This window comes from Streptomyces formicae, from assembly GCF_002556545.1.
GTDB lineage: Bacteria > Actinomycetota > Actinomycetes > Streptomycetales > Streptomycetaceae > Streptomyces > Streptomyces formicae_A.
This window is the reverse complement of the sequence record NZ_CP022685.1, coordinates 2111614-2136547: the sequence shown is the minus strand read 5'-3', so window position 1 is coordinate 2136547 and position 24934 is coordinate 2111614. Positions and strand designations below refer to the sequence as shown.

Sequence of the window (24934 nt, the reverse complement as noted above, 5' to 3'; positions counted from 1 at the left end):
GCTAAGGAGCGCACGATGAGCATGGCCGTGATCGGCATGGTGGCCGGAATGGCCCTCGGCTTCGCCGGATACTTCGGCGGGTTCGGGGCGTTCCTCCTGGTGTCAGCCCTGGGCGCCATCGGGTTCGTGGCAGGCAGGTTCCTCGAGGGGGACCTGGAACCCGGCGAGTTCTTCCGCGCCCGCGGCGACCGGCGGCGGTGAGCGGTGGCGGCACAGGTCGCGCCCGGGGAGCGCGGCGCGACCCGGATCGCCGACCGGGTCGTCGCGAAGATCGCCGCACGCGCCGCGCGTGAGGCGCTGGCCGCGGTGCCCGCCGACGGCGCGCCGCCGCACGCCACCGTCTCCGTCAGCCACGACACCGCCCGGGTCCGCATCAGCCTCGAACTGGACTACCCGAGCGACATCGGCGGCCAGTGCGGCGACGTGCGTCGCCGTGTCGCCCAGCGGGTAAAGGCGTTGGCGGGAATGGACGTGCCCGAGGTGGCGGTCCAGGTGGAGCGGCTGCACTCGGCGCAGGTACGCGCCGCGGCACAGGGGAGGACACGATGAGCGAGCCCCAAGGGGGCGGCGGCACCCGGCCGCTGCCGGTCATCGAGCAGACGGAGCAGGCGGAGCGGGCGGAGGGCGAGCTCGACCAGTCGGCCTCCGCAGCCGCCTACCGGCCGCTGCCCACCCTGTCGGAGGACGAGGAGAAGGCGGGCCGGTTCTGGTCGCCGCGCCGGGTGCCCGCCACCCTCCTCGCGCTGCTGCTCCTGGGCGGCGCGGGTCTCTTCCTGTACGACGTGGTCGCCGTGCGGGCCGACCACCCCGCGATGCACTGGCGGCGCGTCCTGGCCCGTGAGCTCGGCGAGCGGCCCCTGGACGACACCGCGGTCCTCGCGGGCGCCGCCGTGGCCGCGCTCCTCGGGCTGTGGCTGATCGTGCTCGCCGCGACCCCCGGGCTCCGTGCCGTGCTGCCGATGCGGCGCACCCACGCGGACGTACGCGCCGGGCTGCACAGGGGCGCCGCCGCGATGGTGCTGCGCGACCGGGCCATGGACGTGTCGGGAGTGCAGTCCGTGCGGGTCCGTATGACCCGCTCCAAGGTCGATGTGCGGGCCGTCTCGCACTTCCGTGAACTCGACGACGTGCGCGGCGACTTGGACGCCACGCTCGCCGACGGCATCCGCGATCTGGGCCTGGCCAGGGCCCCCGGCCTCGCGGTGCGCGTCGCGCGGCCGGGCAGGAAGGGGTGAGCGCGATGCTGCGGAGCGTCAACCGTGTGGTCATCGGGCTCGTCGGGCTCGTGCTGTTCGTCGTCGGCGGCTCCGTGCTCGCCGTCGGCCTCGGCGCGTCCCCGCCCTCCTGGTGGATCCACGACGACCGGCACGACGTCCTGGTCAGCGCCGCCGACCGGGCGCGCTGGCGGGACGAGGGATGGTTCTGGCCCACCGTCATCGCGGCACTCGCGGTGCTCGTGCTGCTCGCGCTGTGGTGGCTCTCGGCGCAGTTGCGCAGGCGGCGGCTCTCGGAGGTCCTGGTGGAGACCGGCGACGGCGAGGGAGCGCTGCTGCGCGGGCGCGCCATGGAGAGCGTGCTGAGCGGCGAGGCCGAGACGCTGGAGGGCGTCGAGCGCGCCCAGGTCGCCCTCACCGGGCGGCGCAGCACCCCGCAGGCGCGCGTGGAGCTCGTACTGGAACCCCACGCCACGCCGTCCGAGGCGCTGCACCGGCTCTCCGCCGAGGCCCTCGCGCACGCCCGCGACTCCGCGGGGCTCGCGAGTCTGCCCGCCACCGTGCGGCTGCGCGCCGTCAAGCACCGTGCCGAACGTGTGAGTTGAGCCCCGCCGCCGCTGCCGGGGGCGTCCTCAGAAGCCGCTGAGTGCCCCGCCGTCCACCGGCACCATGATGCCGGTGAGGTACGACGCGGCGGGCGAGAGCAGGAACGCCGCCGTGCGGCCGAACTCCTCGGGCGTGCCGTAGCGGCGCAGCGGAATCCTTGCCTCGTTGGCGGCGCGGGTGGCCTCCGGGTCGGGCGAGAGGCCGTCGAGCTGGCGCATGCGGTCGGTGCCGATCCGGCCGGGGAGCACACCGAGCACCCGGATGCCGCGCGGCCCGAGCTCGTCCGAGAGCGACTTGGCGAACCCGGCGAGACCCGGGCGCAGGCCGTTCGAGATCGTCAGGCCCGCGATCGGCTCGTACACCGAACTGGAGAGCACGAAGCCGATCACGCCGCCCTCGCCGAGTGCGGCGGCGGCGGAGCGCGCGAGCCGCACGGCACCGAGGAAGACGGACTCGAACGCCGCCTGCCACTGCTCGTCGGTGTTGTCCGCGACGAAGCCGGGCGCGGGCCCGCCGACGCTGATCAGCACGCCGTCGAAGCGCCCGAAGTGCTCGCGGGCGGCGGCGATCAGACGGTCCGCGACGGCCGGGTCCGCGTTGTCCGCCGCCACGCCCACCGCGTTCGGGCCGAGCTCGGCGGCCGCCTCGGCGACGGTCTTCTCGTCCCGCCCCGTGACGACGACCTTCGCACCGTCCGCGACCAGCTCGCGAGCGGTGGCGTTGCCGAGGCCGCGGGTGGCGCCGGTGACTACATAGACACGGTCTTTCAGTCCAAGATCCATGGTCCCTATCCTCCCGCGCCGCCGCCGAAGAGCGCGAGGGCGGTGCCCACGAGTCCGATATGGCTGAATGCCTGCGGGAAGTTGCCCAGCTGGCGCCGGGCCACCGGGTCGTACTCCTCGGCGAGCAGCCCCACGTCGTTGCTCAGCCCCACCAGGTGTTCGAACAACTCGCGCGCCTCCCGCGTACGCCCTGACATGTGCAGCGCGTCCGCCAGCCAGAAGGAGCACACGAGGAAGGTGCCTTCGCCGCCCGGCAGGCCGTCGACGTCCGTCTTTTCGGCCGTGTAGCGGCGCAGCAGGCCGTGGTGGCCCAGCTCGTCGCGGACCGCGTCGATCGTGCCGACGACGCGCGGGTCGTCGGGCGGCAGGAAGCCCACCCGGGGGATCAGCAGCAGCGCGGCGTCCAGCTCGGCGGAGCCGTAGTACTGGGTGAAGGTGTTCCGTTCCGCGTCGTACCCCTGTTCGCACACCTCCTGGTGCACCTCGTCGCGGAGTTTGCGCCAGCGGGCGGCCTCGCCGCGCAGCTCGGGATCCTCTTCGAGCGCGCGTACGGTGCGGTCGGCGGCGACCCACACCATCACCTTCGAGTGGACGAAGTGGCGGCGAGGGCCGCGCACCTCCCACAGTCCCTGGTCGGGTTCCCGCCACTTCTCGCGCAGCGTTTCGAGCAGGCGGAGCTGGAGGTTCCAGGCGTGCGGGCGGGCGCGCAGGCCCGAACGGCGCGCGAGCGCGAGGGAGTCGACGACCTCGCCGTACACGTCGAGCTGGAGCTGGTGCGCGGCGTCGTTGCCGATGCGCACGGGCGCGGAGCCCTCGTAGCCGGTCAGCCACGGGACCTCGTACTCGGGAAGGCGCCGTTCACCGCCGAGTCCGTACATGATCTGCAGGTCGTCCGGGTTGCCCGCGACCGCGCGCAGCAGCCAGTCGCGCCACGCCTCCGCCTCCTCCGAGTAACCCGCCGAGAGCAGCGCGCCCAGGGTGAGGGTGGCGTCCCGCAGCCAGCAGTAGCGGTAGTCCCAGTTGCGCACGCCGCCGATCTCCTCGGGCAGCGAGGTGGTGGGGGCGGCCACGATGCCGCCGGTCGGCGCGTAGGTGAGGGCCTTCAGGGTGATCAGGGAGCGGACGACGGCATCGCGGTGCGGCCCCTCGTAGCGGCAGCGCCCGGCCCAGGCCCGCCAGTCGGCGAGGCTGTCCCGCAGCGAGTCGTACGGGTCGACGAGCGGCGGCCTCGGCTCGTGCGAGGGGTGCCAGGTGAGGACGAACGCGACCTTCTCGCCCTCCTCGACGGTGAACTCGGAGTGCGTGCCGAAGTCCTCGCCCCAGGTGCGCACCGGCGGCTCGCTGCGCAGCCAGGTGGAGTCGGGCCCCGCGACGGCGACGCGGTACCCGTCCGTCTCGCGCATCCACGGCACCACGGACCCGTGGTCGAAGCGGAGCCGGAGCGTGCCGCGCACGGTGACGCTGCCCTTCAGGCCCTCCACGACGCGTACGACGTCGGGGGCGCGGTCGCGCTGCGGCATGAAGTCGGTGATGCGTACGGAGCCGTCCTCGGTGTCCCACTCGGAGTCGAGGACGAGCGAGTCGCGGCGGTAGGAGCGGCGGGTGCAAGGGCCCGCGCCCTTCGGAGCGATGCGCCAGTGACCGTTCTCCTCGTCGCCGAGCAGTGCGGCGAAACAGGCGGCCGAGTCGAACCGGGGCAGACAGAGCCAGTCCAGCGAGCCGTCCCGGGAGACCAGGGCGGCGGTCTGGTGGTCGCCGATGAGCGCGTAGTCCTCGATGGGTCGATGCACAGATGACGGCTTCCCTGAGAGGAACCGCGCCAACCGGATGGGACTGCGCCCGAAGGGGCGCGGGGAACTGCGCGACAAGCCACGACGAGGCCGCAGTCGAAGAACAGCCCTCCCCCGGGGGGAACGCCTACGCCGGAGCGGGCTCGGCTTCAGGCGCGGGCGCGGCCATCGCCGCGGCCCGGTCCCGCCGCTCCCTGCGGACCAGGACGACCCACCCGACGGGCACGCCCGCGGCGAAGAGCCACCACTGGACGGCGTACGCCATGTGCGGACCGATCCCGCTGTGGTCGGGCCCGCCGATCAGCTGCGGAGACCCGCCCACCGCCTCCGGCGAGGTCTGCTCGACGTAGCCGCCGAGCACCTGCTTGCCGAGGGCGTCGGCCTGCTGGCCGCTGCTGATCAGCATGATCTGACGGTCGGGCAGACCGCGGACGTCCTTGATGCCGCTCGCCGCGGACGTCTCGTCGGCCATCAGGCGGCCGGTGATGGTGACCTCGCCCTTGGGCGGGGCGGGGATCTTCGGGAACGCGGTCTGCGGGCCGTTGGCCGCGATCCAGCCGCGGTTGACCAGGAGGACCTTGCCGTCGTCGAGGACGAAGGGGGTCAGGACGTGGAAGCCGACCTCGTCGTCCGCGTTGGTGCGGCGCCGCACGACGACCTCGTGCTTCGCGTCGTACGTCCCCTTGGCGCTCACCCGGCGGTACAGATCCGTCTTGGGCACCTCGTGGCCCGGCGAGGTGAGCTTCTCGGCGGGAACCGGGTCGGCCGCGAGCGCCTCGGAGATCCGCTGGTTCTGCGCGACGCGGTGCTCGTGCCGGTGCAGCTGCCAGAAGCCGAGCTCGACCATCACGGGGATGAGGAGGAGGGCGATGAGGGTGAGGATCACCCACTGCCGGGACAACAGGAAGCGGTACACCCCACGAAGGTACAACTAGCGTCGTGGGGTGCCTGGGGGCGGGGTCGGCTGTCAGGAGGTGCCCGAGGGCGTCAGACCTTGTCGATGATGCCCACCCGCCCCTCCGCGCGCGAGCAGTGGGCGCCGCAGTACCAGTGCCCCTCGACCTCGACGCCCTGCCCGATGATGCGGCACCGGCAGTGCTCGCAGATCGGCGCCATGCGGTGGATGGCGCAGGAGAAGCAGTCGAAGACGTGCACCGCGCCCTGCGCGTGCACTTCGAAGGACATGCCGTAGTCGTTTCCGCAGACCTCGCAACGTGCCATGCGCCACAGGGTGGGACGCGGGTGCGGTGCGGGGCGAGCGGTCGGCGGGCGAGTCGCCCGCCAATCACCCGTCTGACGCCGCGCCGGCCCTCTCGCCGGCGCGGGCGCCCACGACTCATCCCTCCGAAGCGGGCGCCACGTCCTGGAGGAGCTGGCCGAACGCCGCCTCGTCGACCACCGGCGTGCCGAAGGAGCGCGCCTTGACCGTCTTGGAGGTGCCGGAGTCCGGGTCGTTCGTCACGAGCAGGCTGGTGAGCCGGGACACGCTCGTCGCGATGTGCAGGCCCGCCTCCACCGCCCGGTCCTCCAGGAGCTCGCGCTCCACGGAGGTGTCTCCGGAGAAGGCGATCCGCATGCCCTGCTTGAGCGGTTTGCCCGATTCGTAGCGACCCGGGTTCGGGTACGGGCACGGCGGCCGCTTGCGCGAGGGGCGCCAACTCCCGGGACGGTACGAGGCGGAGGGCGTCGGGCCCGTCGGCTGGCGGACGATGCGGGGCGCGCCGTCGGACCACTCGGTGAGCGGGCGGCACTCCAGGAGCGGCAGGCGGACGTTGCCCCCGGCCGCCGCGAGCAGGCTGGGGCGGAACGCCTCGGCGAGCACGCGCGCGTCGTCGAGGGCGTTGTGCGCGTGGCGCTGCTCGACCCCGAAGTGCGAGGCGAGGGACTCCAGCTTGTGGTTGGGCAGCGGGAGCGCGAGCTCCTTGGAGAGCGCGATGGTGCACAGCCGCTGGCGCACGGGGGCGGTGCGCTCGGCGCGCGCGTACTCCCTGGCGATCATCGACCAGTCGAACACCGCGTTGTGCGCGACGAGGACGCGTCCTTCGAGGCGGGCGGCGAACTCCTCGGCGACGTCCTTGAAGAGCGGCGCGTCCGAGAGCATCTCGGTGGTGAGGCCGTGGATCCAGACGGGTCCCGGGTCGCGCTGGGGGTTGACCAGCGTGTACCAGTGGTCCTCGATCTCGCCCCTGGCGTCCACCCGGTAGACGGCGGCCGACACTATGCGGTCGTCGCGGGCCAGGCCGGTGGTCTCGACGTCGACGACCGCGTACCCCGTTGGATACGCGGCCGGCCAGGGGGTGGCGGACGCTGCGGTCGTGCGGTCTTCGAGCATGGTCCATGAGGATACGGGCCGCGACTGACAGTCAGGTCCCTGGGCCGCCGACTGTCAGCCTCCCGGGCCGAGCAGCCCCGCCACCAGGGCCCTGACGGAGGTGGTGAACAGCGCCTCGGGATCGAGGGGTCCGGCAAGCGCGCGGGCGAGCGCGGCGTCCCGCTCCGCCGTCTCCGCCGTCCACAGTTCGTCCTCGCCGGGGCGCTGGACAGGGGCGCGTTCGCGGTTGCGCTCGACCAGGACGTGGCCGACGACGTGGATCTGGACGGCGCGGACGGCGTCGGCCGCGCGGGCGCCGCGCAGCCCCGCCGCGTGCACCTCGTGGACGAGCGCGCGCTGGGCGGGCAGGAACATCCGTTCCGTGAGGCCCCGTTCGTGGACCATGGCGACGAGGTGCGGATGGTCGCGCAGCTGGCGGCGCAGGGCGCGCGCCACGGAGACGACGCGCCGGTCGGGGGTGGCGCCGGAGGGGCGGATCTCGCCGAGGTCGGCGACGGTGCGCTCGACGAGGGCGTCCAGGAGCGACTCGCGGTTGCCGACGTGCCAGTAGATCGAGGTGACGGCGGTGCCGAGCTCGGCGGCGAGCTTGCGCATGGTCAGGGCGGCGGGCCCGTGCTGCTTCACCAGGTTCGCCGCGGCGTCGAGCACGTCTTCCCGGTTCAGATGCGTACGCGTCTCTTTACCCTTCACGAGTCCTGTTGTAACTGTGTTACAGAACCTCCCGCAAGTCCCCGCAGCGGACCCGAGTCCGCGTCGACGAAGGGTGGTACGACATGGCACGTATCCGGTACGGGGCGCGCACCGAGGCGGAGATCGCCGCCGCGCGCACCGCGAGTTCGAAGCTCCCCGACATCTGGTCCACCGGCGTGGTCGCGGTCTGGGAGAGCGATCCCGACGCGGTCGCTGCGGTCCTGCCGCCGCCGCTGAAGCCCACCGGGCGGCCCCTGGTGCGGGCCAACATCAGCAAGGTCGACCTGCCCGGCTATCCGCTGGGCGCGGGTTCGGTGGCCGTCGCCGCCGAGCACGGGGGAGTGACCGGCTGGTATCCGCTGGTGATGCCGATGACCCACGAGCGGGCCCTGATCGGCGGGCGCGAGGTCTTCGGCGAGCCGAAGAAGCTCGGCGAGGTCGAGGTGGAGCGCACCGGCCTGGTGGTGCGGGCCTCGCTCGCCCGGCACGGCATCGCGTTCGTGGAGGTGCGCGGCGCGGTCAGCGGTGACCTGCCGCTTCCCGAGCCGACGCAGAAGACCGACTTCTACTTCAAGTTCCTTCCCGCGGTGGACGGTTCGGGCTTCGAGGCGGACCCGGTCCTCGTGCACTGCGTACGCAACGAGAAGGTCCGCAAGCTGGAGGGCGTCACCGGGGACGTCGTCCTGCGGGAGTCGATGTACGACCCGGTGGCCGATCTCCCGGTGCGCTCGGTGGTGGAGATCACCATCGGCGAGAAGACCACCGACCAGCAGGGCCGCGTCGTCGAACGCGTCAGCGCCCAGGCCCTGCTGCCCTACGTCCACCAGCGCTACGACGACCCCGCGCAGATCCTGGACGGACCGCCCGAGGGGAGCGTGTGAGATGGAGCTGCGCGAAGGGCAGGTCGCCGTCGTCACGGGCGCGGCGAGCGGCATCGGGCTCGCCCTGGTGCGGCGGTTCGCCGCCCAGGGGCTGAAGGTGGTCCTCGCGGACGTCGAGGAGGGCGCCCTGGAGAAGGCGGCCGCGTCGCTGCGCGAGGACGGGGCGACGGTGCACGCGCGCGTGGTCGACGTCGGCTCGCGCGAGCAGGTCTTCGCGCTCGCCGATGAGGCGTACGAGACGTTCGGCGCCGTCCACGTGCTGTGCAACAACGCGGGCGTCGGCTCGGGCGCCGAGGGCCGCATGTGGGAGCACGAGCCCAACGACTGGAAGTGGGCCTTCGAGGTCAACGTGTGGGGCGTCTTCCACGGCATCCAGGCGTTCGTGCCCCGCATGATCGCGGGCGGTGAGCCGGGGCACGTCGTCAACACCTCCTCCGGCGACGGCGGGATCGCGCCGCTGCCCACCGCTTCCGTGTACGCGGTCACCAAGGCCGCCGTGGTGACGATGACCGAGTCGCTGTACGCGCACCTGAAGGCCGAGGGCGCGCGCGTGGGCGCGTCCGTGCTCTTCCCGGGCCCGCACATGCTGCGCACCGGCCTGTGGGAGTCGCACCGCAACCGTCCCGACCGCTACGCCAAGTCCCGCCCCCGCAAGTCCCCCTACCGCAGCCTCGACCAGTGGGAGGCCGCGATGAAGGACGCGGGCCAGGAGGCCGAGTTCACGCCCGTCGAGCAGGTCGCGGACTTCGTGGCGGAGGGGATCGGGGCCGGGCGTTTCTGGCTGCTTCCGGAGAGCGAGCACAGCGACCGGCAGATCAGGGCACGGTCGCGCTCGATGCTGGAGCGGGCCGACCCGGCGTACCTGGAGAGCTTCATCCTGGACTGAAGGGGCGTGTGACCGATGACCGACCAGGACCGACAGAACCCGCTCGATCCGTACCTGATCATCTCCTCCGACTGCCACGCCGGGCTCCCCACCGAGCGGTACCGGCCCTATCTCGACAGCCGATTCCACCGTCAGTTCGACGAATTCCTCGGCCAGGCGCAGGCCCGTCGCGAGGAGTCGACCCGCCTCGGCATCCGCAACGACGCCTTCGCCGAGAAGTGGTTCCACGACAACGAAGAGGGCCTGCGCGGGGGTTGGGACGCCGCGCAGCGCGTGAAGGAGCTGGACGGCGACGGGGTGGCCGCCGAGGTCGTCTTCCCCGACGCGGACGCCGTGGACAGCCAGACGGCCGCGCCCTTCGGGGTCGGCCTCGGCCTCTCCGGAGACCAGGACCCCGAACTCGGCATGGCGGGCGCGCAGGCGCACAACCGCTGGCTCGCCGACTTCGTCTCCGAGCACCCCGAACGGCACTGCGGCGTCGCCCTGCTGCCCCTCACCGGCGAGGTCGACCGGGTCGTCGCCGAGGTGCGCCGCGCCAAGGAGTCGGGGCTCGGCGCGCTGATGATCCCCTCCATGTGGGTCGACAAGGCGCCCTACCACGACCGGCGTTACGACCCCGTGTGGGCGGCGGCCGCCGAGTGCGCGATGCCCGTGGTCACCCACTCCGGAGCGGCACCACGGCACGAGTACGGCGATCACCTGGGGATCTACGTCTCCGAAGTGACGTGGTGGCCCGCGCGGCCGCTGTGGTTCCTGCTCTGGTCGGGCGTCTTCGAGCGCCACCCGGGCCTGAAGTTCGGCGTCGCGGAGTCCGGTTGCTGGTGGCTGCCGAACCTCCTGTGGTTCATGGACCGCCTCTACCTGGGCGCGCACGGCGGCAAGAAGCTCTCCCCGTTCGCCGAGCTGAAGCGCCCGCCGCACGAGTACCTGGACCGTCAGATCTTCGTCTGCGCCACCAACACCAAGCGCCGCGAACTCGCCCAGCGCTACGAGATCGGCGTCGACAACATCCTCTGGGGCAGCGACTTCCCGCACCCCGAAGGCACCTGGCCCGACACGCGCGCGTGGCTGAAGAGGACCTTCCACGACATCCCGGTGACGGAGACTCGCAGGATGCTGGGCCTGGCGGCCGCCGAGGTCTTCGGCTTCGACACCGGGAAGCTGGCGCCGCTGGCCCAGCGGATCGGCCCGACGCCCGCCGACCTCGGCCAGTCCGCCGATGCCGCGGCCCAGGCGGCCGTCGAGGCGTCCTGGGCGCGCTCGCGCGAGGTGGGCCGCCACTGGCTGACCGACCACGACTTCCCGGTACTGGGGGCGGACGCATGAGCGCACAGGACACCACTGAGGACCGTTACACCGTCATCTCCGCCGACTGCCACGCGGGCGCCGATCTCCTGGACTACAAGCCGTACTTGGAGTCCCGCCACCACGACGCGTTCGACGCGTGGGCGGCCACCTACGTCAATCCGTACGAGGACCTGCTCGCCGACACCGCCGACCGCAACTGGAACTCGGAGCGCCGCCTCGCCGAGCTCGAAGCGGACGGCATCGTCGCCGAGGTCGTCTTCCCGAACACCATCCCGCCGTTCTTCCCCTCGGCCTCGCTGATGGCCCCCGCGCCGACCCGCGAGGAGTTCGAACAGCGCTGGGCGGGCCTGCGCGCCCACAACCGCTGGCTCGCCGACTTCTGCGCGGCGGCCCCCGGACGCAGGGCGGGCGTCTTCCAGATCCTCCTGAACGACGTCGACCTGGCCGTCGAGGAGATCCGCCGGTCGGTGAAGGCGGGCCTCACCGGCGGCGTCATGTTGCCGGGCACCCCGCCGGGCTCGGGCCTCCCAGAGCTCTACTCCTCGGCGTACGACCCGATCTGGGCGGCCTGCGCCGAGCTCGGCGTGCCGGTCAACCACCACGCGGGCTCGGCGTCGCCGCCGCTGGGCGAGGAACCGGCCGCGCGCGCGGTGTTCATGGTCGAGACGACGTGGTTCTCGCACCGGGCGCTGTGGCACCTCGTCTTCGGCGGGGCCTTCCGCCGCCACCCCGAGCTCAAGCTGGTCCTCACCGAACAGGGCTCGGGCTGGATCCCCGGCGTCCTCGACATGCTGGACTACTACCACGGGCGCCTGGTCGCCGCGGCCACCAAGGCCGACACCGCGGAGTCCAAGTTCGGTGCGGGGCTCGCCGATTCGATGGGCAGGGGACCCTCCCAGGTGTGGCGCGAGAACTGCTTCGTGGGCGCCAGCTTCATGCGCCCGCACGAGGCGGCCCTGCGCGACCGCATCGGCCTCGACAAGATCATGTGGGGCAGCGACTACCCCCACGACGAAGGCACCCACCCGTACTCCCGCGAGGGCCTGCGCCTCACCTACGCGGGCCTGCCGAGGGACGAGATCGCGGCCATGGTCGGCGGCAACGCGGCCCGCGTCTACGGCTTCGACCTGGACCGACTCGGCGAGATCGCCGCCCGCGTCGGCCCGACGGTCCGGGAACTGGACGAACCCCTCAAGGAGGCACCGGCCGACGCGACGAGCCCGGTGTTCGCGCAGGGAGGGTCGGTACGCATCTGGTGACCCCTGTGGTGCGATGCTCCCTGCGTGACTGACGCAACGCACGACGAAGCGCACGGCGGCGCCCTCGGCTCACGGCTCAACTGGCTGCGGGCCGCCGTGCTCGGGGCCAACGACGGCATCGTGTCCACCGCGGGCCTCGTCGTCGGTGTCGCGGGGGCCACCGACGACCGGAGCGCCCTGCTCACCGCGGGCCTCGCCGGGCTGCTCGCGGGCTCCATGTCGATGGCCGCGGGCGAGTACGTCTCCGTGTCCACGCAGCGCGACTCGGAGAAGGCCGCCCTGGCCATGGAGAAGCGCGAGCTGCGCGAGCAGCCCGAGGCGGAACTCGCCGAGCTGACCGACCTGTTGGCCGAGCGCGGGCTCAGCCGCGAGGTGGCGCGCGAGGCCGCCGAGCAGCTCACCGAGCGGGACGCGCTGCGGGCCCACGCGCGCGTGGAGCTCGGCATCGACCCCGACGCGCTCACCAACCCCTGGCACGCGGCCTGGGCCAGCTTCGTCGCCTTCACCGCGGGCGCGCTGCTCCCGCTCCTCGCGATCGTGCTGCCGCCGCCGGACTGGCGCCTTTGCGTCACCGTCCTCTCGGTCCTCGGCGCCCTCGCGCTGACGGGTTGGAGCAGCGCCCGGCTCGGCTCGGCGGACGCGCGCCGCGCGGTCCTGCGGAACGTGGCGGGCGGCGCGCTCGCGATGGCGGTGACCTACGGGGCGGGGGCGCTCCTCGGCGCGGTCGGCGTGTGAGGGGCCGCCTCCTGCGCCGCCCGGGTCCGCGGTCTTTGGTGAGGATCACCAACAACCAGCCCCGTACCGCCGGTAATACTTGTCGGTAACAACCCCTAGTCGCGAGCAACCAGCCGTTCTACGGTGCACGCATGTCCCCGAACCTGCCCGATGTCGTGCTGTGGTCCATACCTGCGTTCGTGCTGCTCACCGTGGTCGAGATCGTGAGCCACCGGATCCATCCCGACGAGGACGCGGCGGGGTACGAGACCAAGGACGCGGCCACCAGCGTCACCATGGGGCTCGGCAGCCTCGTCTTCGACTTCCTGTGGAAGATCCCCATCGTCGCGATCTACTCGGGCGTGTACGCGCTGACCCCGCTGCGCGTGCCCGTCCTGTGGTGGACCGTCCCGCTGATGCTGCTCGCGCAGGACTTCTTCTACTACTGGTCGCACCGGGGCCACCACGTCATCCGCATCCTGTGGGCCTGCCACGTGGTGCACCACTCCAGCCGCAAGTTCAACCTCACGACGGCGCTGCGCCAGCCCTGGACGAGCCTCACGGTCTGGCCGTTCTACCTGCCGCTCATCGCCTGCGGCGTGCACCCCGCCGCGCTCGCGTTCTGTTCCTCGACCAACCTGGTCTACCAGTTCTGGGTCCACACCGAGCGCATCAACAAGCTGCCAAGGCCCTTCGAGTACGTGCTCAACACGCCCTCGCACCACCGCGTGCACCACGCCTCCCAAGGCGGCTACCTGGACCGCAACTTCGGCGGCATCCTGATCATCTGGGACCGGATGTTCGGCTCGTGGGTCGCGGAGACGGACCGCCCCGTGTACGGCCTGACGAAGAACATCGCGACCCACAACCCGCTGCGCGTCGCCACGCACGAGTACGCGGCCATCGCCAAGGACCTCAAGGCGGCCACGAGTTGGCGCGTGCGGGCCGGACACGTCTTCCGTGGACCGGGGTGGCGGCCCCAGGCGTCCGAGGCGGCAGAGGCCGCCACGGCGCCCGCGCTGACCGCCGACGCGACGGTCCCCGAGCGTGCGGCGTGACGCGGCCGCCCGCCTCCCCCCTGCTCATCGGCGCCTTCGCCGTCGCCGCGGCCGGCGATCTCGGCGCGCTCCTCGCGGACTTCGACCCCGGCCACGCCGTCTGCAAACCGCTGCTCATGCCGCTGCTCGCGGCGTACGTCGCGGTGCGCGGCGGACCACGGCTGCTGGTCGCCGCCCTGCTGTGCGGCTGGGGCGGCGACACCTTCCTGCTCCTGGACGCCGACCCCGCCTTCCTCGCGGGGATGGGCTCCTTCGCGGCCGGGCACGTCTGCTACCTCGTGCTCTTCAGGAGGCACGGGGACTTCAGGAGGTACGGCGACCTCAGGCGGTACGCGGACGGGAGCGGGGCCGCACGCGCGCGTGGCACCGCGCTCGTGGCCGGGTACGCCCTCGCGCTCGCCGTCACCGTGGCGCTCCTCTGGCCCGACCTGCCCGCCGACATGCGGGGCCCCGTCGCGGGCTACAGCCTGCTGCTCACCGCGATGGCCTTCGGCGCGACCGCCATCGGCCCCGCGGCGGCCGCGGGAGGGGCGCTCTTCCTGCTCTCCGACACCCTCATCGCGACCGGCGTCGCCGAGTGGCCGCAACTGCCGAGGCCCGACTTCGCGATCATGCTCACCTATATCGCGGCGCAGTTCCTGCTGGTCAGGGGCGTACTGACGGTGACCGGTGGACGACAGGAGTCCGGCCGGGCGTACGGTGAAAGGCGTATGACCAGTACGACCTCCTGAACCGCACGACCTCCTGAACCGCACGAAGGATCACCCATGCGCGCCACCACCATCCACGCCCCGTTCGACATGCGCGTGGAGGACGTGCCCGAGCCGGTGGTCCAGCTCCCCACCGACGCGGTCGTCCGCGTCCTGCGGGCCTGCATCTGCGGCAGCGACCTGTGGGCCTACCGGGGCGAGGCCAAGCGGCAGCCCGGCCAGCGGATCGGGCACGAGTTCCTCGGCATCGTCGAGGAGACCGGGTCCGAGGTGAGCGGGGTGCGCCGCGGTGACCTCGTCGTGGCGCCCTTCATGTGGTCGGACGGCGTCTGCGACTACTGCGCCGAGGGCCTCACCACCTCCTGCGAGCACGGCGGGTTCTGGGGCTCCGTGGGCTACGACGGCGGCCAGGGCGAGGCCGTCAGGGTGCCGTTCGCCGACGGCACCCTGGTCCGGCTGCCCGCCGAGGCCGCGTCCGACGAGCACCTGCTCTCCGGCCTCCTGACCCTCTCGGACGTCCTGGGCACGGGCCACCACGCGGCGCTCGGCGCGGGCGCCCGCCCGGGAGCCACGGTCGTGGTCGTCGGCGACGGCGCGGTCGGCCTGTGCGCGGTCCTCGCGGCCAAGCGGCTCGGCGCCGAGCGGATCATCGCGCTCGGCCGCCACACGGCCCGTACGGACATCGCGCGCCGCTTCGGCGCCACGGACGTCGTCGCCGAGCGCGGGGACGCCGCGGTGGCCGCCGTCCGCGAGCTCACCCGCGGCCAGGGCGCGCACTCCGTGATCGAGGCGGTCGGCACCGAGCAGTCGATGCGTACGGCCGTGGACATCACGCGCGACGGCGGCGCGATCGGCTTCGTCGGCGTCCCGCACGGCAGCGGCACCGGTCTCGACCTGGGCGTCATGTTCAACAGGAACATCGCCCTGCGCGGCGGCGTCGCGCCGGTGCGCACCTACATCCCCGAGCTGCTGCCCGACGTCCTGGACGGCACCATCGACCCCTCGCCCGTCTTCGACCTGACGATCGGCGTCGAGCACGTGCCGCAGGGCTACAAGGCGATGGACGAGCGCACCGCGCTCAAGGTCCAGATCGCCTTCTGACCGGGCGGCGCGGGAGCAGGCGGCGGGTCACCAGCGGATCGGCACCGGTACCGCGGTGAGCAGCGCCGAGAGGGCCACGACGGCAGCCAGCGCGACCACCTCCCCGCGCGCGGGGACGTAGGCGCCGACGCGGTCCCCGGCGCCCCGCAGCCGCTGTCTGGCGCACAGGGCGAGCACCGCGACGACGGCCACCACGAGCACCTTGGCGAGCAGGGTGCGGCCGTAGGCCGTCTCGGTCAGCTGGTCCACGACCGTGCCCGGCGGCATCCGGCGCAGCGTGCTGACGACGCCGGTCGCCGTGATCGCGGCGAACAGCACGGCGGCCACGCGCGCGTAGAGCCCGAGGACCGCGATGCCCGCCTCCGGAGCGGACGTCCGCCATCGCCGCAGCAGGCGAAGGACGTACAGCAGACCGCCCGCCCACAGTGCCGCGCAGGTCAGATGCACCAGCGTGAGGCCGCTGCCGATGAGCGCGGAGTCCTCCGCCGGAGGGTGTGCCCGCAGCGCCTCGGCGACGATCACCGCCGCCAGCGGGAGTGCCGCTCCCGCCGGGCGCCGCGAGCGGGCGCACAGCGCCGCCGCGATGAAGGCGTTGACCTCCAGGAGGGCGAGCCTGCCGTCCCGTGTGTCGTACAGGCGCCCGATGTCCAGGTCGGAGAGCTGCTGCGGGACGAGGTTGCCGTTCGCCACGATCGCGGCGAGCCCGAGCGCCGCGGCGAACCCCGCCCACGCCGCGTAGGGACCCCAGCCGCGCGGTTCGCCCGCCCTGCCGCGCGGCGCCCCCGGTACCCGGCGGGCGAGCCGGGTCGCGAACACCTCGCCCAGCTGCACGCAGAGCGCGCCGAACAGGACCCCGCGCAGCAACGTGATCCCCGCCGTGCCGGGGGCCTCCGCCTCGCCGGTGCCGTCCAGTACGGCCGAGGGGCCGAGCAACGGGATCAGCGCGGCGACGGCCACGAGGACGAGCACGGCCGCGGCACGTCCCACCGAAGGGCGGCGGCGCGGCGCGCGGTGCGATGCGGCGGCGGTGGCCGGTATGCCGGCGGCATCGCCTCCGGGCTCGGCGGACGGTCGTATGGAGCTCACCACATGATCTTCACCAGGGGTCCCCTCGACGGGCAAGTCCTGGGGGACAACTGGTGCAAAGGCGTTCCGATCGGACCGTAACGCTCGCCGCCGTGCCCGCCGCCTCACCGCCACCGGGGCCGGTCGGTGCCCCAACGCCCGGGCGGGTACGCCCAGTTGGCGGGCCCGCCGGTGAAGGAGACGGGCGGCAGGGCGTACCGGAGCCGCCCCAGCGGGCTGTCGCTCTCGGTGAGCCAGGGCGCGGGGCCGTCGTAGGCGTCCTCGCACCGCCCGCCGGATTCCGCGGCGCCGAGCGACATCAGCCATGCCGCCGTACGGGCGAGGGAGAGGCGTACGCACCCGGTACCGCCCCGCGACGCCTGCTCGCTCACGGTCCGCAGCACGGCCGCCGCGAGCAGATATCCGGTGCCGTGGTCCAGGGCCTGCGCGGGCAGCGCGCCCGGCCGGTCCGGTTCCCCCTCGACGGCGGCGATCCCGGTGGCCACCTGCACGAGACTGTCGAAGCCGCGCCGTCGCGCCCACGGGCCCGCCGCGCCCCACGCCGACAACTGCGCGACGACGAGGCCCGGCCTGCGCGCGGCCAGTTCCCCGGGCGAGAGCCCGAACCGGTCCAGGGCGCCGGGCCGGTACCCCGTGACGACGACGTCGGCCGCGGCGAGCAGGCCGTCGAAGACGCGCCGGTCCGCACGGTCCCCGAGGTCGAGCGTCGCCGACCGCTTCCCGAAGCCGGTGTCCGCGTGCTGATCGGCGAGTTCGGGCAGCCCCGGCGGGTCGACGCGCAGCACGTCCGCGCCGAGCAGCGCCAGCGTGCGGGTCGCCACGGGCCCCGCGATGACCCGGGTGAGGTCGAGCACGCGCAGTCCTTCGGCGGGCCGCGCGGGGGAGCCGGTGAGCCGGGCGAGGCCACGCGCGGGCGCGGGCCCGAGCCGTTCCCTGTGCACCAGCGGCTGCCCGGCCGACGCCGCCCCCTGTGGATGCGCCGCCCACTCCTCGGGCGTCCGCAGCGCGACGGCGAGCCCACCGGCGGCGTACACCGCGTCCTCGACGTACCTGGCGGGCAGTTCCGCGAGGCGCGCGGCCACCGCGTCCTCGGACCCGGGGGCGTCGAGGGCGGCGAGCAACGCCGCCCTGTGGTGCGGATAGTTGGCGTGGGTGCGCACCCAGCCGTCCGCGGTGCGCCAGAACCGGGACAGCGGGGCGAAGTTCACCGGCTTCCCGCCGTCCACCGACAGGTGCCGCTCGCTGGTGAAGGCCGTGGCCACCGCGCCGTCGTCGACCAGGACCCGGGGCACGTCGCCCCCGGTGCGCAGCGCGGTCAACTCGGCGGCGGCCAGCGCGCAGGCGCCCACGCAGGCGCGGGCGAGTCCGCCGACGGGCAGACGTCCTGGCAGCGCGCCGGCACGGGTGACGGCGGAGAGCCGGTCGAGGAGGGCGGGCGCGCCGTCGAGCGCGGCCCATGCGGCGTAGGTGGCGCGGGTGGCTTCCACTCCTCGCGGCGGTATGTGCGTCATGCGTGCACTATGCCGCGCGCGCGAGGGCCGGGCGACCCTCGGCCGCCCGGCCCTCCCGTGCGCCACTCACACCTGGATGAGCGCTACTTCCGTACGGCGTCCAACGCGTCGGCCATGCCCACGCCGTAGAAGCCGTTCTTGTTCTTGCCGCCCTCGCAGACCGCGTCGACCTTGCCGTCACCGTCGAAGTCGTACGGATCGGTGCACGCCATCCGGTCCGCCTGGCGGTACATGAGCTCCTTGACCCGTGCCGCCGAGGCGTGCGGGTGCGTGGACTTGATCAGCGCGGCGAGGCCCGCGACGTGCGGGGACGCCATCGACGTGCCCGCCTTGTAGCCGAACTTGCCGCCCGGCAGCGTCGACAGGATCCGGCCGTCGACGGCCGGTGCCTGCGGAGCCTGGTACTTGGTGGAGTCGCCGCCCGGCGCCGCGATGTCGATGACGCCCTTGCCGTAGTTCGAGTACGACGACTTGATGCCCTTCGCGCCGGTGGCGGAGACCGTCACGACGCCCGGCAGCTGCGACGGGATGTCGAAGCAGTCCTTGGTCTTGACGGTCCGCGGCACCGGAGTGGTGTCGTCGGGGCTGGATTCGTCGAGTATCTCGTCCTGGGCCAGGTCGGTCTTGGCGTTGCCCGCGGCCGCGACGTTCACCGCGCCCTTGCGCTCGGCGTACTTCGTGGCCCGCCCGACGGCGTCGACGAGCGCCTTCTGGTCGTCGTCCGTCGTGCAGTTGAACAGCCACGGGTCGGTGTAGTAGCTGCTGTTGGTGACGTCGACGCCGTGGTCGGCCGCCCACATGAAGCCGCAGACCACGGCCTCCGTGTAGTACATGCCGGTCGCCGGCTCGGCCACCTTCAGGCTCGCCACCTTCACGCCGGGCGCCACGCCCGTGACGCCGGTGCCGTTCTTCGCGGCGGCGATCGTGCCCGCCACGTGCATGCCGTGGTCGCTCTCCTTGGCCACCGGACGCCACGCGGCGTCCTTCTGCACCGGCACGCCGCCCAGGCAGCTCGCCGACGCCGCGCGGTCGAAGTTCGGCGCGATGTCGGGGTGCGTGTCGTCGACCCCGGAGTCCAGGACGCCGACGGTGACCTTCGGGCTGCCGAGCGAGACCTCGTGGGCCTTGTCCGCCTTCATGGCGGGCAGGTCCCACTGCAGCGGCTCCAACTCGTCCTGCCCCGCCGACGCCTTGCCCGCCGCGGCCTTCGCCTCGGCGGCGCTCAGCGGCCGCTCGGACTCGATCGCGTCGTCGGACTGGGCCGACAGCGGCGCGGTGCGCGTGGCGCCCGCCGACTGGACGCCCTTGGCCTTGCGGATCGTCTGCGCGAACCCGGCCTCCGAGGAGTGGACGACGATGACGCCGATCTTGTCGTACGCGATGACGACGGTGCCGCCCGCCTTGGCGATGGCCTTCTTCGCCCACGCGGAACTCGCCGTGCCGGGGCGGACGTTGACGACGTAGCTCATCGGTGTGCCGTCCGCGGCGGGCGCGGCCGACGGGCTCGCGCCGGGCAGGTCGGCGGGCCTTGCGGAGGCCGTCGCGGGCAGCAGGGCGACGGCCGCGACCACCGCGACACCGAGCGGAAGGGCCAGCGCGCGCCGCGAGCGCGCGCCGGGAGCGGCACTCTTCAGGGACCTGTTCACGTTCGTTCTCCCCATCACTTCTTCACGGCGGCGAGCGCGTCGACGAGACCGCTGCCGTAGAAGCCGTTCTTGTTCTTGCCGCCGTCCTGGCAGATCGCGTCGACGTCGCCGTCACCGTCCGGGTCGTAGGACTCGGGGCAGGAGAGCCTGTCGGCCTGCTTCTTGAGCAGCCGCTGGAGTTCGGCGGGGCCCGCCTTGGGGTGCGTGGACTTGATCAGCGCGGCGACGCCCGCGGCGTGCGGCGATGCCATCGAGGTGCCCTGCAGCCAGCCGTACTCGCCGCCCGGCATCGTGGAGAGGATGCGGCCGTTCTTGGACGGGGTGTCGGCCGGGATCTGGAACTTGTCGCCGCCCGGCGCCGCGACGTCGATGACGCCCTTGCCGTAGCTGGAGTAGATCGACTTCAGGTCCTTGACGCCCGTCGCGCTGACGGTGACGACGCCGGGGAGCTGGGTGGGGACGTCCAGGCACTCGTGCGGGTCGATGGTGCGCGGCACCGGGGTGGAGTCGTCCGGGCTCGACGTGTCGACGATCGCGTCCGAGTCCAGGTCGTGGTTGGAGTTGCCCGCGGAGGCCAGGCTGAGCGTGCCCTTGCGCTGCGCGTACAGCTGCGCGCGGTTGACCGCGTCGACGATGGCCCGCTGGTCCGGGTCGTCCTTGCAGTTGTACAGCCACGGGTCCACGTAGTAGCTGTTGTTGGTGATCTCCACGCCGTGGTCGGCGGCGAACACGAAGGCGCAGACCACGCTCTCCGGGTAGAACAGCTCGTTGACCGGGTCGGCCACCTTGATGCCCGAGACCTTGACGCCGGGCGCCACGCCCGCGACGCCGACGCCGTTGCGCGCGGCGGCGATCTCACCGGCCACGTGCGTGCCGTGGTAGGAGTCCTTGTTCGCCGGGCGCCAGGCGCCGGGGGAGGTGTCGGCCTTGCCGCCGACACAGCTCGCCGACTGCGAGGCCGAGAAGTTGGGCGCGAGGTCGGGGTGGGTGTCGTCCACGCCCGTGTCGATCACGCCGACGGTGACCTTCCGGCTGCCCGGGTTGATCTTGGCGGCCTTGTCGGCGCCGATCGCCCGCAGGTCCCACTGGTCGGCCTCGAGCGGCTCGTCGCCCGGAGCGGCGGCGGCCTTCAGGGACTTGGCGGCGGCCTTGGAGAGGGGCGTCGGCGCGCCGTCCTCGGTGGTGCCCGCGGCGGTGAGCGGCGCGGTGCGGGTCGCGCCCGCGGTCTGCACGCCGCGCACCTGGCGTATCTGCTTGCCGAAGTCCGGGTTCGACGAATGCGCGACGATCACGCCGATCTTCTCGTACGCGACGACCACGGATCCGCCGTTCTCGGCGATCGCCTTCTTCACGTACTGGATCGTCTTGTGGTCCGCACGGGTGTTGACGACGTACGCGAGGGCGGGGGCGTCCTTCGCGGCCTGTGCCGACACGGGGGCGGGCGACTCGTTCGAGGCCGCGGAGGCGGCGCCGGGCAGGAACCCGACCGAGGCGGCGAGGGCGATGCCGAGCGGCAGGGCGAGCGCCGTACGACGTCTGGAACGCAGATGAGCCATGGGATCTCCACATCATCCGGAGACGGAACCGCACACGGAATCGCATACGGAACTGCCCGAACACAGGTGGTGCTCGGGCAGGTACATGACGGGTGGTTCAGGGTGAAGCTAACCCGGGAAGTCCCAGGCCAGCAATGACTTGCCGAAGAAACCGGGGAGTTGGGCCGCGTCGCACGTGTCGCCCCGACGTTGAGTACGTCACAGAAGCAACATCAACCCCCTGTCGGATCACGCCTCCATGGCCTTAGCATCGCCATCCGTGGCTCACGTGATCCGCGTCACTGTCGGAGCGAGAGATCAGAGCCCATGGAACAACTGTCCGTCCCCACCCCACCCGCACCACGAGGAGACTCCGTGGCCACCGACGCCCCGCCACCTTCGAAGGGCGGCTCAGAACCCACTCCCCACGCGCCCTCCACGGAGGAGTTCATCGAGGTGCAGGAGAGTGCGGAATTCGGTGAACTGCGCCAAGCGCACCGCTCGTTCGCCTTCCCGCTCACCATCGCCTTCATCACCTGGTACCTGGTGTACGTCCTGCTCTCCAACTACGCGGGCGACTTCATGGGCACCAAGCTCTTCGGCAACATCAACGTCGCCCTCGCGCTCGGCCTCGGGCAGTTCCTGACCACGTTCCTCATCGCCTGGTTCTACTCCCGCCACGCCGCGTCGAAGCTCGACCCCAAGGCCGAGGCGATCAAGTCCCGTATGGAGGGAGCGGCATGAGCCCCGCGCACACCGCCGTCATCGACCTCGCGGCGGCCTCGGACGCCTCCGAGCACCGGCCACTGATCATCAGCCTCTTCGCGGCCTTCGTCGTCGCGACGCTGGTCATCACCGTCTGGGCGGGACGGCAGACCAAGAGCGCCGCCGACTTCTACGCGGGCGGGCGCCAGTTCACCGGCTTCCAGAACGGCCTGGCGATCTCCGGCGACTACATGTCCGCCGCGTCCTTCCTCGGCATCGCGGGCGCCATCGCGCTCTTCGGGTACGACGGGTTCCTCTACTCCATCGGCTTCCTCGTCGCCTGGCTCGTGGCGCTGCTCCTGGTCGCCGAGCCGCTGCGCAACTCCGGCCGCTACACGATGGGCGACGTCCTCGCCTACCGGATGCGCCAGCGCCCGGTCCGTACGGCGGCGGGCACCTCCACCATCGTCGTGTCGATCTTCTATCTGCTCGCGCAGATGGCGGGCGCGGGCGTCCTGGTCTCGCTCCTCCTCGGCATCACCTCCGACGCGGGCAAGGTCCTCATCGTCGCCCTCGTCGGCGTCCTGATGATCGTCTACGTGACCATCGGCGGCATGAAGGGCACCACCTGGGTGCAGATGGTCAAGGCCGTCCTGCTCATCACCGGCACCATCCTCATCACCTTCCTGATCCTGCTGAAGTTCCACTTCAACGTCTCCGACCTGCTCGGCTCGGCCGCCTCCAACAGCGGCCATGGCTCGAAGTTCCTCGAGCCCGGCCTCAAGTACGGCGCGAGCGGCACCTCGAAGCTGGACTTCATCTCGCTCGGCATCGCCCTGGTCCTCGGCACCGCGGGCCTGCCGCACATCCTGATCCGCTTCTACACGGTGCCCACGGCCAAGGCCGCCCGTAAGTCCGTGAACTGGGCGATCGGCATCATCGGCGCCTTCTACCTGATGACGATCGTCCTCGGCTTCGGCGCCGCCGCGCTGCTCAAGCCCGGCGACATCATCGCCTCGAACAAGGCGGGCAACACCGCGGCGCCGCTCGCCGCCCTGGAGATCGGCGGCGGTGGCGACTCGACCGGCGGCGCCATCCTGCTCGCGGTGATCTCCGCGGTCGCCTTCGCCACCATCCTCGCGGTCGTCGCGGGCCTCACCCTCGCCTCGTCGTCCTCGTTCGCGCACGACATCTACGCGAACGTCATCCGCAAGGGCAAGGCCACCGAGAAGGAGGAGATGAAGGCGGCCCGCTGGTCGACCGTCTTCATCGGCATCGTCTCCATCGCGCTCGGCGCCCTCGCCCGCGACCTGAACGTCGCGGGGCTCGTCGCCCTCGCCTTCGCGGTCGCGGCATCGGCGAACCTGCCGACGATCCTCTACAGCCTGTTCTGGAAGCGGTTCACCACGCAGGGCGCGCTCTGGTCGATCTACGGCGGTCTGGTCGCCGCCGTCGGGCTCGTGCTGTTCTCGCCGGTGGTCTCCGGCAAGCCCTCCTCGATGTTCCCCGACGCGAACTTCGACTTCTTCCCGCTGGAGAACCCGGGCCTGATCTCCATCCCGCTGGGCTTCCTGCTCGGCTGGATCGGCTCGCTCCTGTCCAAGGAGGAGCCGGACAAGGGCAAGTACGCCGAGCTGGAGGTCAAGTCCCTCACCGGCGTCGGAGCCCACTGACCGGTAGGTGTTCACGTGCTCGTAGCGGCCGCGTCGTAGAGTCCTACGACGCGGCCGCGCCGTTCCTCGTGTCAAATGGCCCATGGCGTTGTCAGAGGTCTGGCGTAGGGTCGTAGACGTCGGGAACATCAGCATCCAACCGCCGGGGAGGGGGCCGCAGTGCTCATCGATACCTTTGGCCGAGTAGCCACTGACCTGCGCGTTTCACTGACCGACCGCTGCAATCTGCGCTGCACGTACTGCATGCCCGAAGAGGGCCTCCAGTGGCTTGCCAAGCCGGATCTGCTCACCGACGACGAGATCGTCCGGCTTGTCCGCATCGCCGTCACCCAGCTGGGCATCACCGAGATCCGCTTCACCGGCGGCGAGCCGCTGCTCCGTCCCGGCCTCGTCGGCATCGTGGAGCGCTGCGCGCAGTTGGAGCCGCGCCCCAAGATGTCCCTGACGACGAACGGCATCGGCCTCAAGCGCACCGCCAAGGCCCTCAAGGCGGCGGGCCTCGACCGGGTCAACGTCTCCCTGGACACCCTGCGCCCCGACGTCTTCAAGACACTCACCCGTCGTGACCGCCACAAGGACGTCCTCGAAGGACTCGAAGCGGCCCGCGACGCGGGCCTGACCCCGGTCAAGGTGAACACCGTCCTGATGCCGGGCCTGAACGACGACGAGGCCCCGGACCTGCTCGCCTGGGCCGTGGAGAACGACTACGAGCTGCGTTTCATCGAGCAGATGCCGCTCGACGCCCAGCACGGCTGGAAGCGCGACGGCATGATCACGGCCGGTGACATCCTGGAGTCCCTGCGGACGCGCTTCGAGCTCACCGAAGAGGGCTCCACGGAGCGCGGCTCGGCCCCCGCCGAGCGCTGGATCGTGGACGGCGGCCCGCACCGCGTCGGCGTCATCGCCTCCGTCACCCGCCCCTTCTGCTCGGCCTGCGACCGTACGAGACTGACGGCCGACGGCCAGGTGCGCACCTGCCTGTTCGCCACCGAGGAGACCGACCTGCGAGGAGCCCTCCGCGCGGCCCCCGAGGACAGCACGGACGGCTCGGACGAGGCGATCGCCCGCATCTGGAAGCTGGCGATGTGGGGCAAGAAGGCGGGCTCGGGCCTGGACGACCCGTCGTTCCTGCAGCCGGAGCGGCCGATGTCGGCGATCGGCGGCTAGCGGGCAATGACTCTTATGACTTAACCCAGGGGCGCCGCGACCTGTAGTATTTCCAGGGTCATGAGCGGTTGTCACCGGGCATGACGAAGGGCCCCAACTCCTGCCAGAGTGAGGCCCTTCGCGCAGTAGTTCACGAGCCCGGTCGCCTAAGACTCGACCGGGCTCGCTGCTTGTGCAGCAGGACCGGCGCGACCGCGTCTCTCGTGGGTGGGCGCCCTACTGGACGAACTGCCCCACACATCCGGTGATCGTTGCGAGTAAGCCGAGCAATCCGATGCAG

The 24934-nt window shown here is 72.2% G+C and carries 25 protein-coding genes; 15 read left to right on the top strand and 10 right to left on the bottom strand.

Annotated features, from left to right (window positions below):
* The first annotated feature begins 15 nt into the window (after window positions 1-15).
* The 4 genes from KY5_RS08835 to amaP are packed head-to-tail and all read left to right on the top strand — an operon-like array spanning window position 16 to window position 1819.
* On the top strand, window positions 16-201 hold the full coding sequence (locus tag KY5_RS08835) for a hypothetical protein (RefSeq protein WP_098241703.1): 186 nt from the start codon (window positions 16-18) through the stop codon (window positions 199-201).
* A 3-nt stretch (window positions 202-204) separates the two neighbouring features.
* A complete protein-coding gene (locus KY5_RS08830; protein ID WP_098241702.1) occupies window positions 205-549 on the top strand; it encodes a hypothetical protein in 345 nt (114 codons plus the stop codon).
* On the top strand, window positions 546-1235 hold the full coding sequence (locus KY5_RS08825; protein WP_098241701.1) for a DUF6286 domain-containing protein: 690 nt from the start codon (window positions 546-548) through the stop codon (window positions 1233-1235). Before KY5_RS08830 ends, KY5_RS08825 begins: the two co-directional genes overlap by 4 nt.
* Window positions 1236-1240: 5 nt before the next feature.
* Window positions 1241-1819 (top strand): alkaline shock response membrane anchor protein AmaP, encoded by a 579-nt coding sequence (amaP, locus tag KY5_RS08820; protein ID WP_098241700.1) that lies wholly within the window; start codon window positions 1241-1243, stop codon window positions 1817-1819.
* Between the two features lie 27 nt (window positions 1820-1846).
* Here the strand turns inward: amaP and KY5_RS08815 are convergent, their stop codons facing one another.
* The 6 genes from KY5_RS08815 to KY5_RS08790 all read right to left on the bottom strand — a co-directional run bounded on the left by KY5_RS08815 (window position 1847) and on the right by KY5_RS08790 (window position 7414).
* Window positions 1847-2602 carry an SDR family oxidoreductase gene (locus tag KY5_RS08815; RefSeq protein WP_098241699.1) on the bottom strand — a complete coding sequence of 252 codons (756 nt, stop codon included), beginning with the start codon at window positions 2600-2602 and terminating at the stop codon, window positions 1847-1849.
* A gap of 5 nt (window positions 2603-2607) precedes the next feature.
* Window positions 2608-4392: a glycoside hydrolase family 15 protein gene (locus tag KY5_RS08810; protein ID WP_098241698.1), complete on the bottom strand. Its 1785-nt coding sequence runs from the start codon at window positions 4390-4392 to the stop codon at window positions 2608-2610.
* A 127-nt stretch (window positions 4393-4519) separates the two neighbouring features.
* On the bottom strand, window positions 4520-5308 hold the full coding sequence (locus KY5_RS08805) for an SURF1 family protein (protein ID WP_098241697.1): 789 nt from the start codon (window positions 5306-5308) through the stop codon (window positions 4520-4522).
* 71 nt (window positions 5309-5379) lie between these two features.
* On the bottom strand, window positions 5380-5613 hold the full coding sequence (locus KY5_RS08800; RefSeq protein WP_079043687.1) for a hypothetical protein: 234 nt from the start codon (window positions 5611-5613) through the stop codon (window positions 5380-5382).
* A 115-nt stretch (window positions 5614-5728) separates the two neighbouring features.
* On the bottom strand, window positions 5729-6724 hold the full coding sequence (locus tag KY5_RS08795) for a DEDDh family exonuclease (RefSeq protein WP_098241696.1): 996 nt from the start codon (window positions 6722-6724) through the stop codon (window positions 5729-5731).
* Between the two features lie 54 nt (window positions 6725-6778).
* Window positions 6779-7414: a TetR/AcrR family transcriptional regulator gene (locus tag KY5_RS08790; protein ID WP_098241695.1), complete on the bottom strand. Its 636-nt coding sequence runs from the start codon at window positions 7412-7414 to the stop codon at window positions 6779-6781.
* An 83-nt stretch (window positions 7415-7497) separates the two neighbouring features.
* Here KY5_RS08790 and KY5_RS08785 point away from each other — a divergent pair, with 83 nt between their 5' ends.
* The 8 genes from KY5_RS08785 (at window position 7498) to KY5_RS08750 (ending at window position 15331) form a co-directional block, all read left to right on the top strand.
* Window positions 7498-8295 (top strand): acetoacetate decarboxylase family protein, encoded by a 798-nt coding sequence (locus KY5_RS08785; protein ID WP_098241694.1) that lies wholly within the window; start codon window positions 7498-7500, stop codon window positions 8293-8295.
* Between the two features lies 1 nt (window position 8296).
* The gene (locus KY5_RS08780; RefSeq protein WP_098241693.1) at window positions 8297-9181 is read left to right on the top strand and encodes an SDR family NAD(P)-dependent oxidoreductase; all 885 of its coding nucleotides are present in this window, start codon (window positions 8297-8299) and stop codon (window positions 9179-9181) included.
* 15 nt (window positions 9182-9196) lie between these two features.
* Window positions 9197-10507 (top strand): amidohydrolase family protein, encoded by a 1311-nt coding sequence (locus tag KY5_RS08775; RefSeq protein ID WP_098241692.1) that lies wholly within the window; start codon window positions 9197-9199, stop codon window positions 10505-10507.
* Entirely contained in the window at window positions 10504-11748 is a 1245-nt protein-coding gene (locus KY5_RS08770) for an amidohydrolase family protein (protein ID WP_098241691.1), read from the top strand. Before KY5_RS08775 ends, KY5_RS08770 begins: the two co-directional genes overlap by 4 nt.
* Before the next feature lie 24 nt (window positions 11749-11772).
* A complete protein-coding gene (locus KY5_RS08765; RefSeq protein ID WP_098241690.1) occupies window positions 11773-12483 on the top strand; it encodes a VIT1/CCC1 transporter family protein in 711 nt (236 codons plus the stop codon).
* Window positions 12484-12614: 131 nt separating this feature from the next.
* Window positions 12615-13520, top strand: coding sequence for a sterol desaturase family protein (locus KY5_RS08760; protein WP_234362660.1), 906 nt, complete (start codon window positions 12615-12617; stop codon window positions 13518-13520).
* Window positions 13517-14251, top strand: coding sequence for a lysoplasmalogenase (locus KY5_RS08755; protein WP_098241689.1), 735 nt, complete (start codon window positions 13517-13519; stop codon window positions 14249-14251). The genes KY5_RS08760 and KY5_RS08755 overlap by 4 nt, the downstream gene beginning before the upstream one ends.
* A gap of 36 nt (window positions 14252-14287) precedes the next feature.
* The gene (locus KY5_RS08750) at window positions 14288-15331 is read left to right on the top strand and encodes a zinc-dependent alcohol dehydrogenase family protein (RefSeq protein ID WP_098241688.1); all 1044 of its coding nucleotides are present in this window, start codon (window positions 14288-14290) and stop codon (window positions 15329-15331) included.
* A 27-nt stretch (window positions 15332-15358) separates the two neighbouring features.
* Here the strand turns inward: KY5_RS08750 and KY5_RS08745 are convergent, their stop codons facing one another.
* The 4 genes from KY5_RS08745 to KY5_RS08730 all read right to left on the bottom strand — a co-directional run bounded on the left by KY5_RS08745 (window position 15359) and on the right by KY5_RS08730 (window position 21130).
* Window positions 15359-16369: a CopD family protein gene (locus tag KY5_RS08745; protein ID WP_418952864.1), complete on the bottom strand. Its 1011-nt coding sequence runs from the start codon at window positions 16367-16369 to the stop codon at window positions 15359-15361.
* A gap of 152 nt (window positions 16370-16521) precedes the next feature.
* The gene (locus KY5_RS08740) at window positions 16522-17928 is read right to left on the bottom strand and encodes a CoA transferase (RefSeq protein WP_098241687.1); all 1407 of its coding nucleotides are present in this window, start codon (window positions 17926-17928) and stop codon (window positions 16522-16524) included.
* Between the two features lie 83 nt (window positions 17929-18011).
* A complete protein-coding gene (locus tag KY5_RS08735) occupies window positions 18012-19589 on the bottom strand; it encodes a S8 family serine peptidase (protein WP_098241686.1) in 1578 nt (525 codons plus the stop codon).
* Entirely contained in the window at window positions 19589-21130 is a 1542-nt protein-coding gene (locus KY5_RS08730) for a S8 family serine peptidase (protein WP_098241685.1), read from the bottom strand. Before KY5_RS08730 ends, KY5_RS08735 begins: the two co-directional genes overlap by 1 nt.
* A gap of 354 nt (window positions 21131-21484) precedes the next feature.
* Here KY5_RS08730 and KY5_RS08725 point away from each other — a divergent pair, with 354 nt between their 5' ends.
* The 3 genes from KY5_RS08725 (at window position 21485) to moaA (ending at window position 24654) form a co-directional block, all read left to right on the top strand.
* Complete coding sequence (locus KY5_RS08725) at window positions 21485-21853, top strand: DUF485 domain-containing protein (RefSeq protein ID WP_234362658.1); 369 nt, start codon at window positions 21485-21487, stop codon at window positions 21851-21853.
* Complete coding sequence (locus KY5_RS08720) at window positions 21850-23487, top strand: cation acetate symporter (protein ID WP_098241683.1); 1638 nt, start codon at window positions 21850-21852, stop codon at window positions 23485-23487. The genes KY5_RS08725 and KY5_RS08720 overlap by 4 nt, the downstream gene beginning before the upstream one ends.
* Window positions 23488-23646: 159 nt before the next feature.
* Window positions 23647-24654: a GTP 3',8-cyclase MoaA gene (gene moaA, locus KY5_RS08715; protein ID WP_098241682.1), complete on the top strand. Its 1008-nt coding sequence runs from the start codon at window positions 23647-23649 to the stop codon at window positions 24652-24654.
* The last annotated feature ends 280 nt before the right edge of the window (window positions 24655-24934 follow it).

What these genes read in the sequence shown, in the direction of transcription:
- KY5_RS08835 (WP_098241703.1), top strand. Translation starts at nt 16, where the DNA reads ATGAGCATGGCCGTGATCGGCATGGTGGCCGGAATGGCCCTCGGCTTC.
- KY5_RS08825 (WP_098241701.1), top strand. Translation starts at nt 546, where the DNA reads ATGAGCGAGCCCCAAGGGGGCGGCGGCACCCGGCCGCTGCCGGTCATC.
- amaP (WP_098241700.1), top strand. Translation starts at nt 1,241, where the DNA reads ATGCTGCGGAGCGTCAACCGTGTGGTCATCGGGCTCGTCGGGCTCGTG.
- KY5_RS08815 (WP_098241699.1), bottom strand. Translation starts at nt 2,602, where the DNA reads ATGGATCTTGGACTGAAAGACCGTGTCTATGTAGTCACCGGCGCCACC.
- KY5_RS08800 (WP_079043687.1), bottom strand. Translation starts at nt 5,613, where the DNA reads ATGGCACGTTGCGAGGTCTGCGGAAACGACTACGGCATGTCCTTCGAA.
- KY5_RS08795 (WP_098241696.1), bottom strand. Translation starts at nt 6,724, where the DNA reads ATGCTCGAAGACCGCACGACCGCAGCGTCCGCCACCCCCTGGCCGGCC.
- KY5_RS08785 (WP_098241694.1), top strand. Translation starts at nt 7,498, where the DNA reads ATGGCACGTATCCGGTACGGGGCGCGCACCGAGGCGGAGATCGCCGCC.
- KY5_RS08780 (WP_098241693.1), top strand. Translation starts at nt 8,297, where the DNA reads ATGGAGCTGCGCGAAGGGCAGGTCGCCGTCGTCACGGGCGCGGCGAGC.
- KY5_RS08775 (WP_098241692.1), top strand. Translation starts at nt 9,197, where the DNA reads ATGACCGACCAGGACCGACAGAACCCGCTCGATCCGTACCTGATCATC.
- KY5_RS08770 (WP_098241691.1), top strand. Translation starts at nt 10,504, where the DNA reads ATGAGCGCACAGGACACCACTGAGGACCGTTACACCGTCATCTCCGCC.
- KY5_RS08760 (WP_234362660.1), top strand. Translation starts at nt 12,615, where the DNA reads ATGTCCCCGAACCTGCCCGATGTCGTGCTGTGGTCCATACCTGCGTTC.
- KY5_RS08750 (WP_098241688.1), top strand. Translation starts at nt 14,288, where the DNA reads ATGCGCGCCACCACCATCCACGCCCCGTTCGACATGCGCGTGGAGGAC.
- KY5_RS08740 (WP_098241687.1), bottom strand. Translation starts at nt 17,928, where the DNA reads ATGACGCACATACCGCCGCGAGGAGTGGAAGCCACCCGCGCCACCTAC.
- KY5_RS08735 (WP_098241686.1), bottom strand. Translation starts at nt 19,589, where the DNA reads ATGGGGAGAACGAACGTGAACAGGTCCCTGAAGAGTGCCGCTCCCGGC.
- KY5_RS08730 (WP_098241685.1), bottom strand. Translation starts at nt 21,130, where the DNA reads ATGGCTCATCTGCGTTCCAGACGTCGTACGGCGCTCGCCCTGCCGCTC.
- KY5_RS08720 (WP_098241683.1), top strand. Translation starts at nt 21,850, where the DNA reads ATGAGCCCCGCGCACACCGCCGTCATCGACCTCGCGGCGGCCTCGGAC.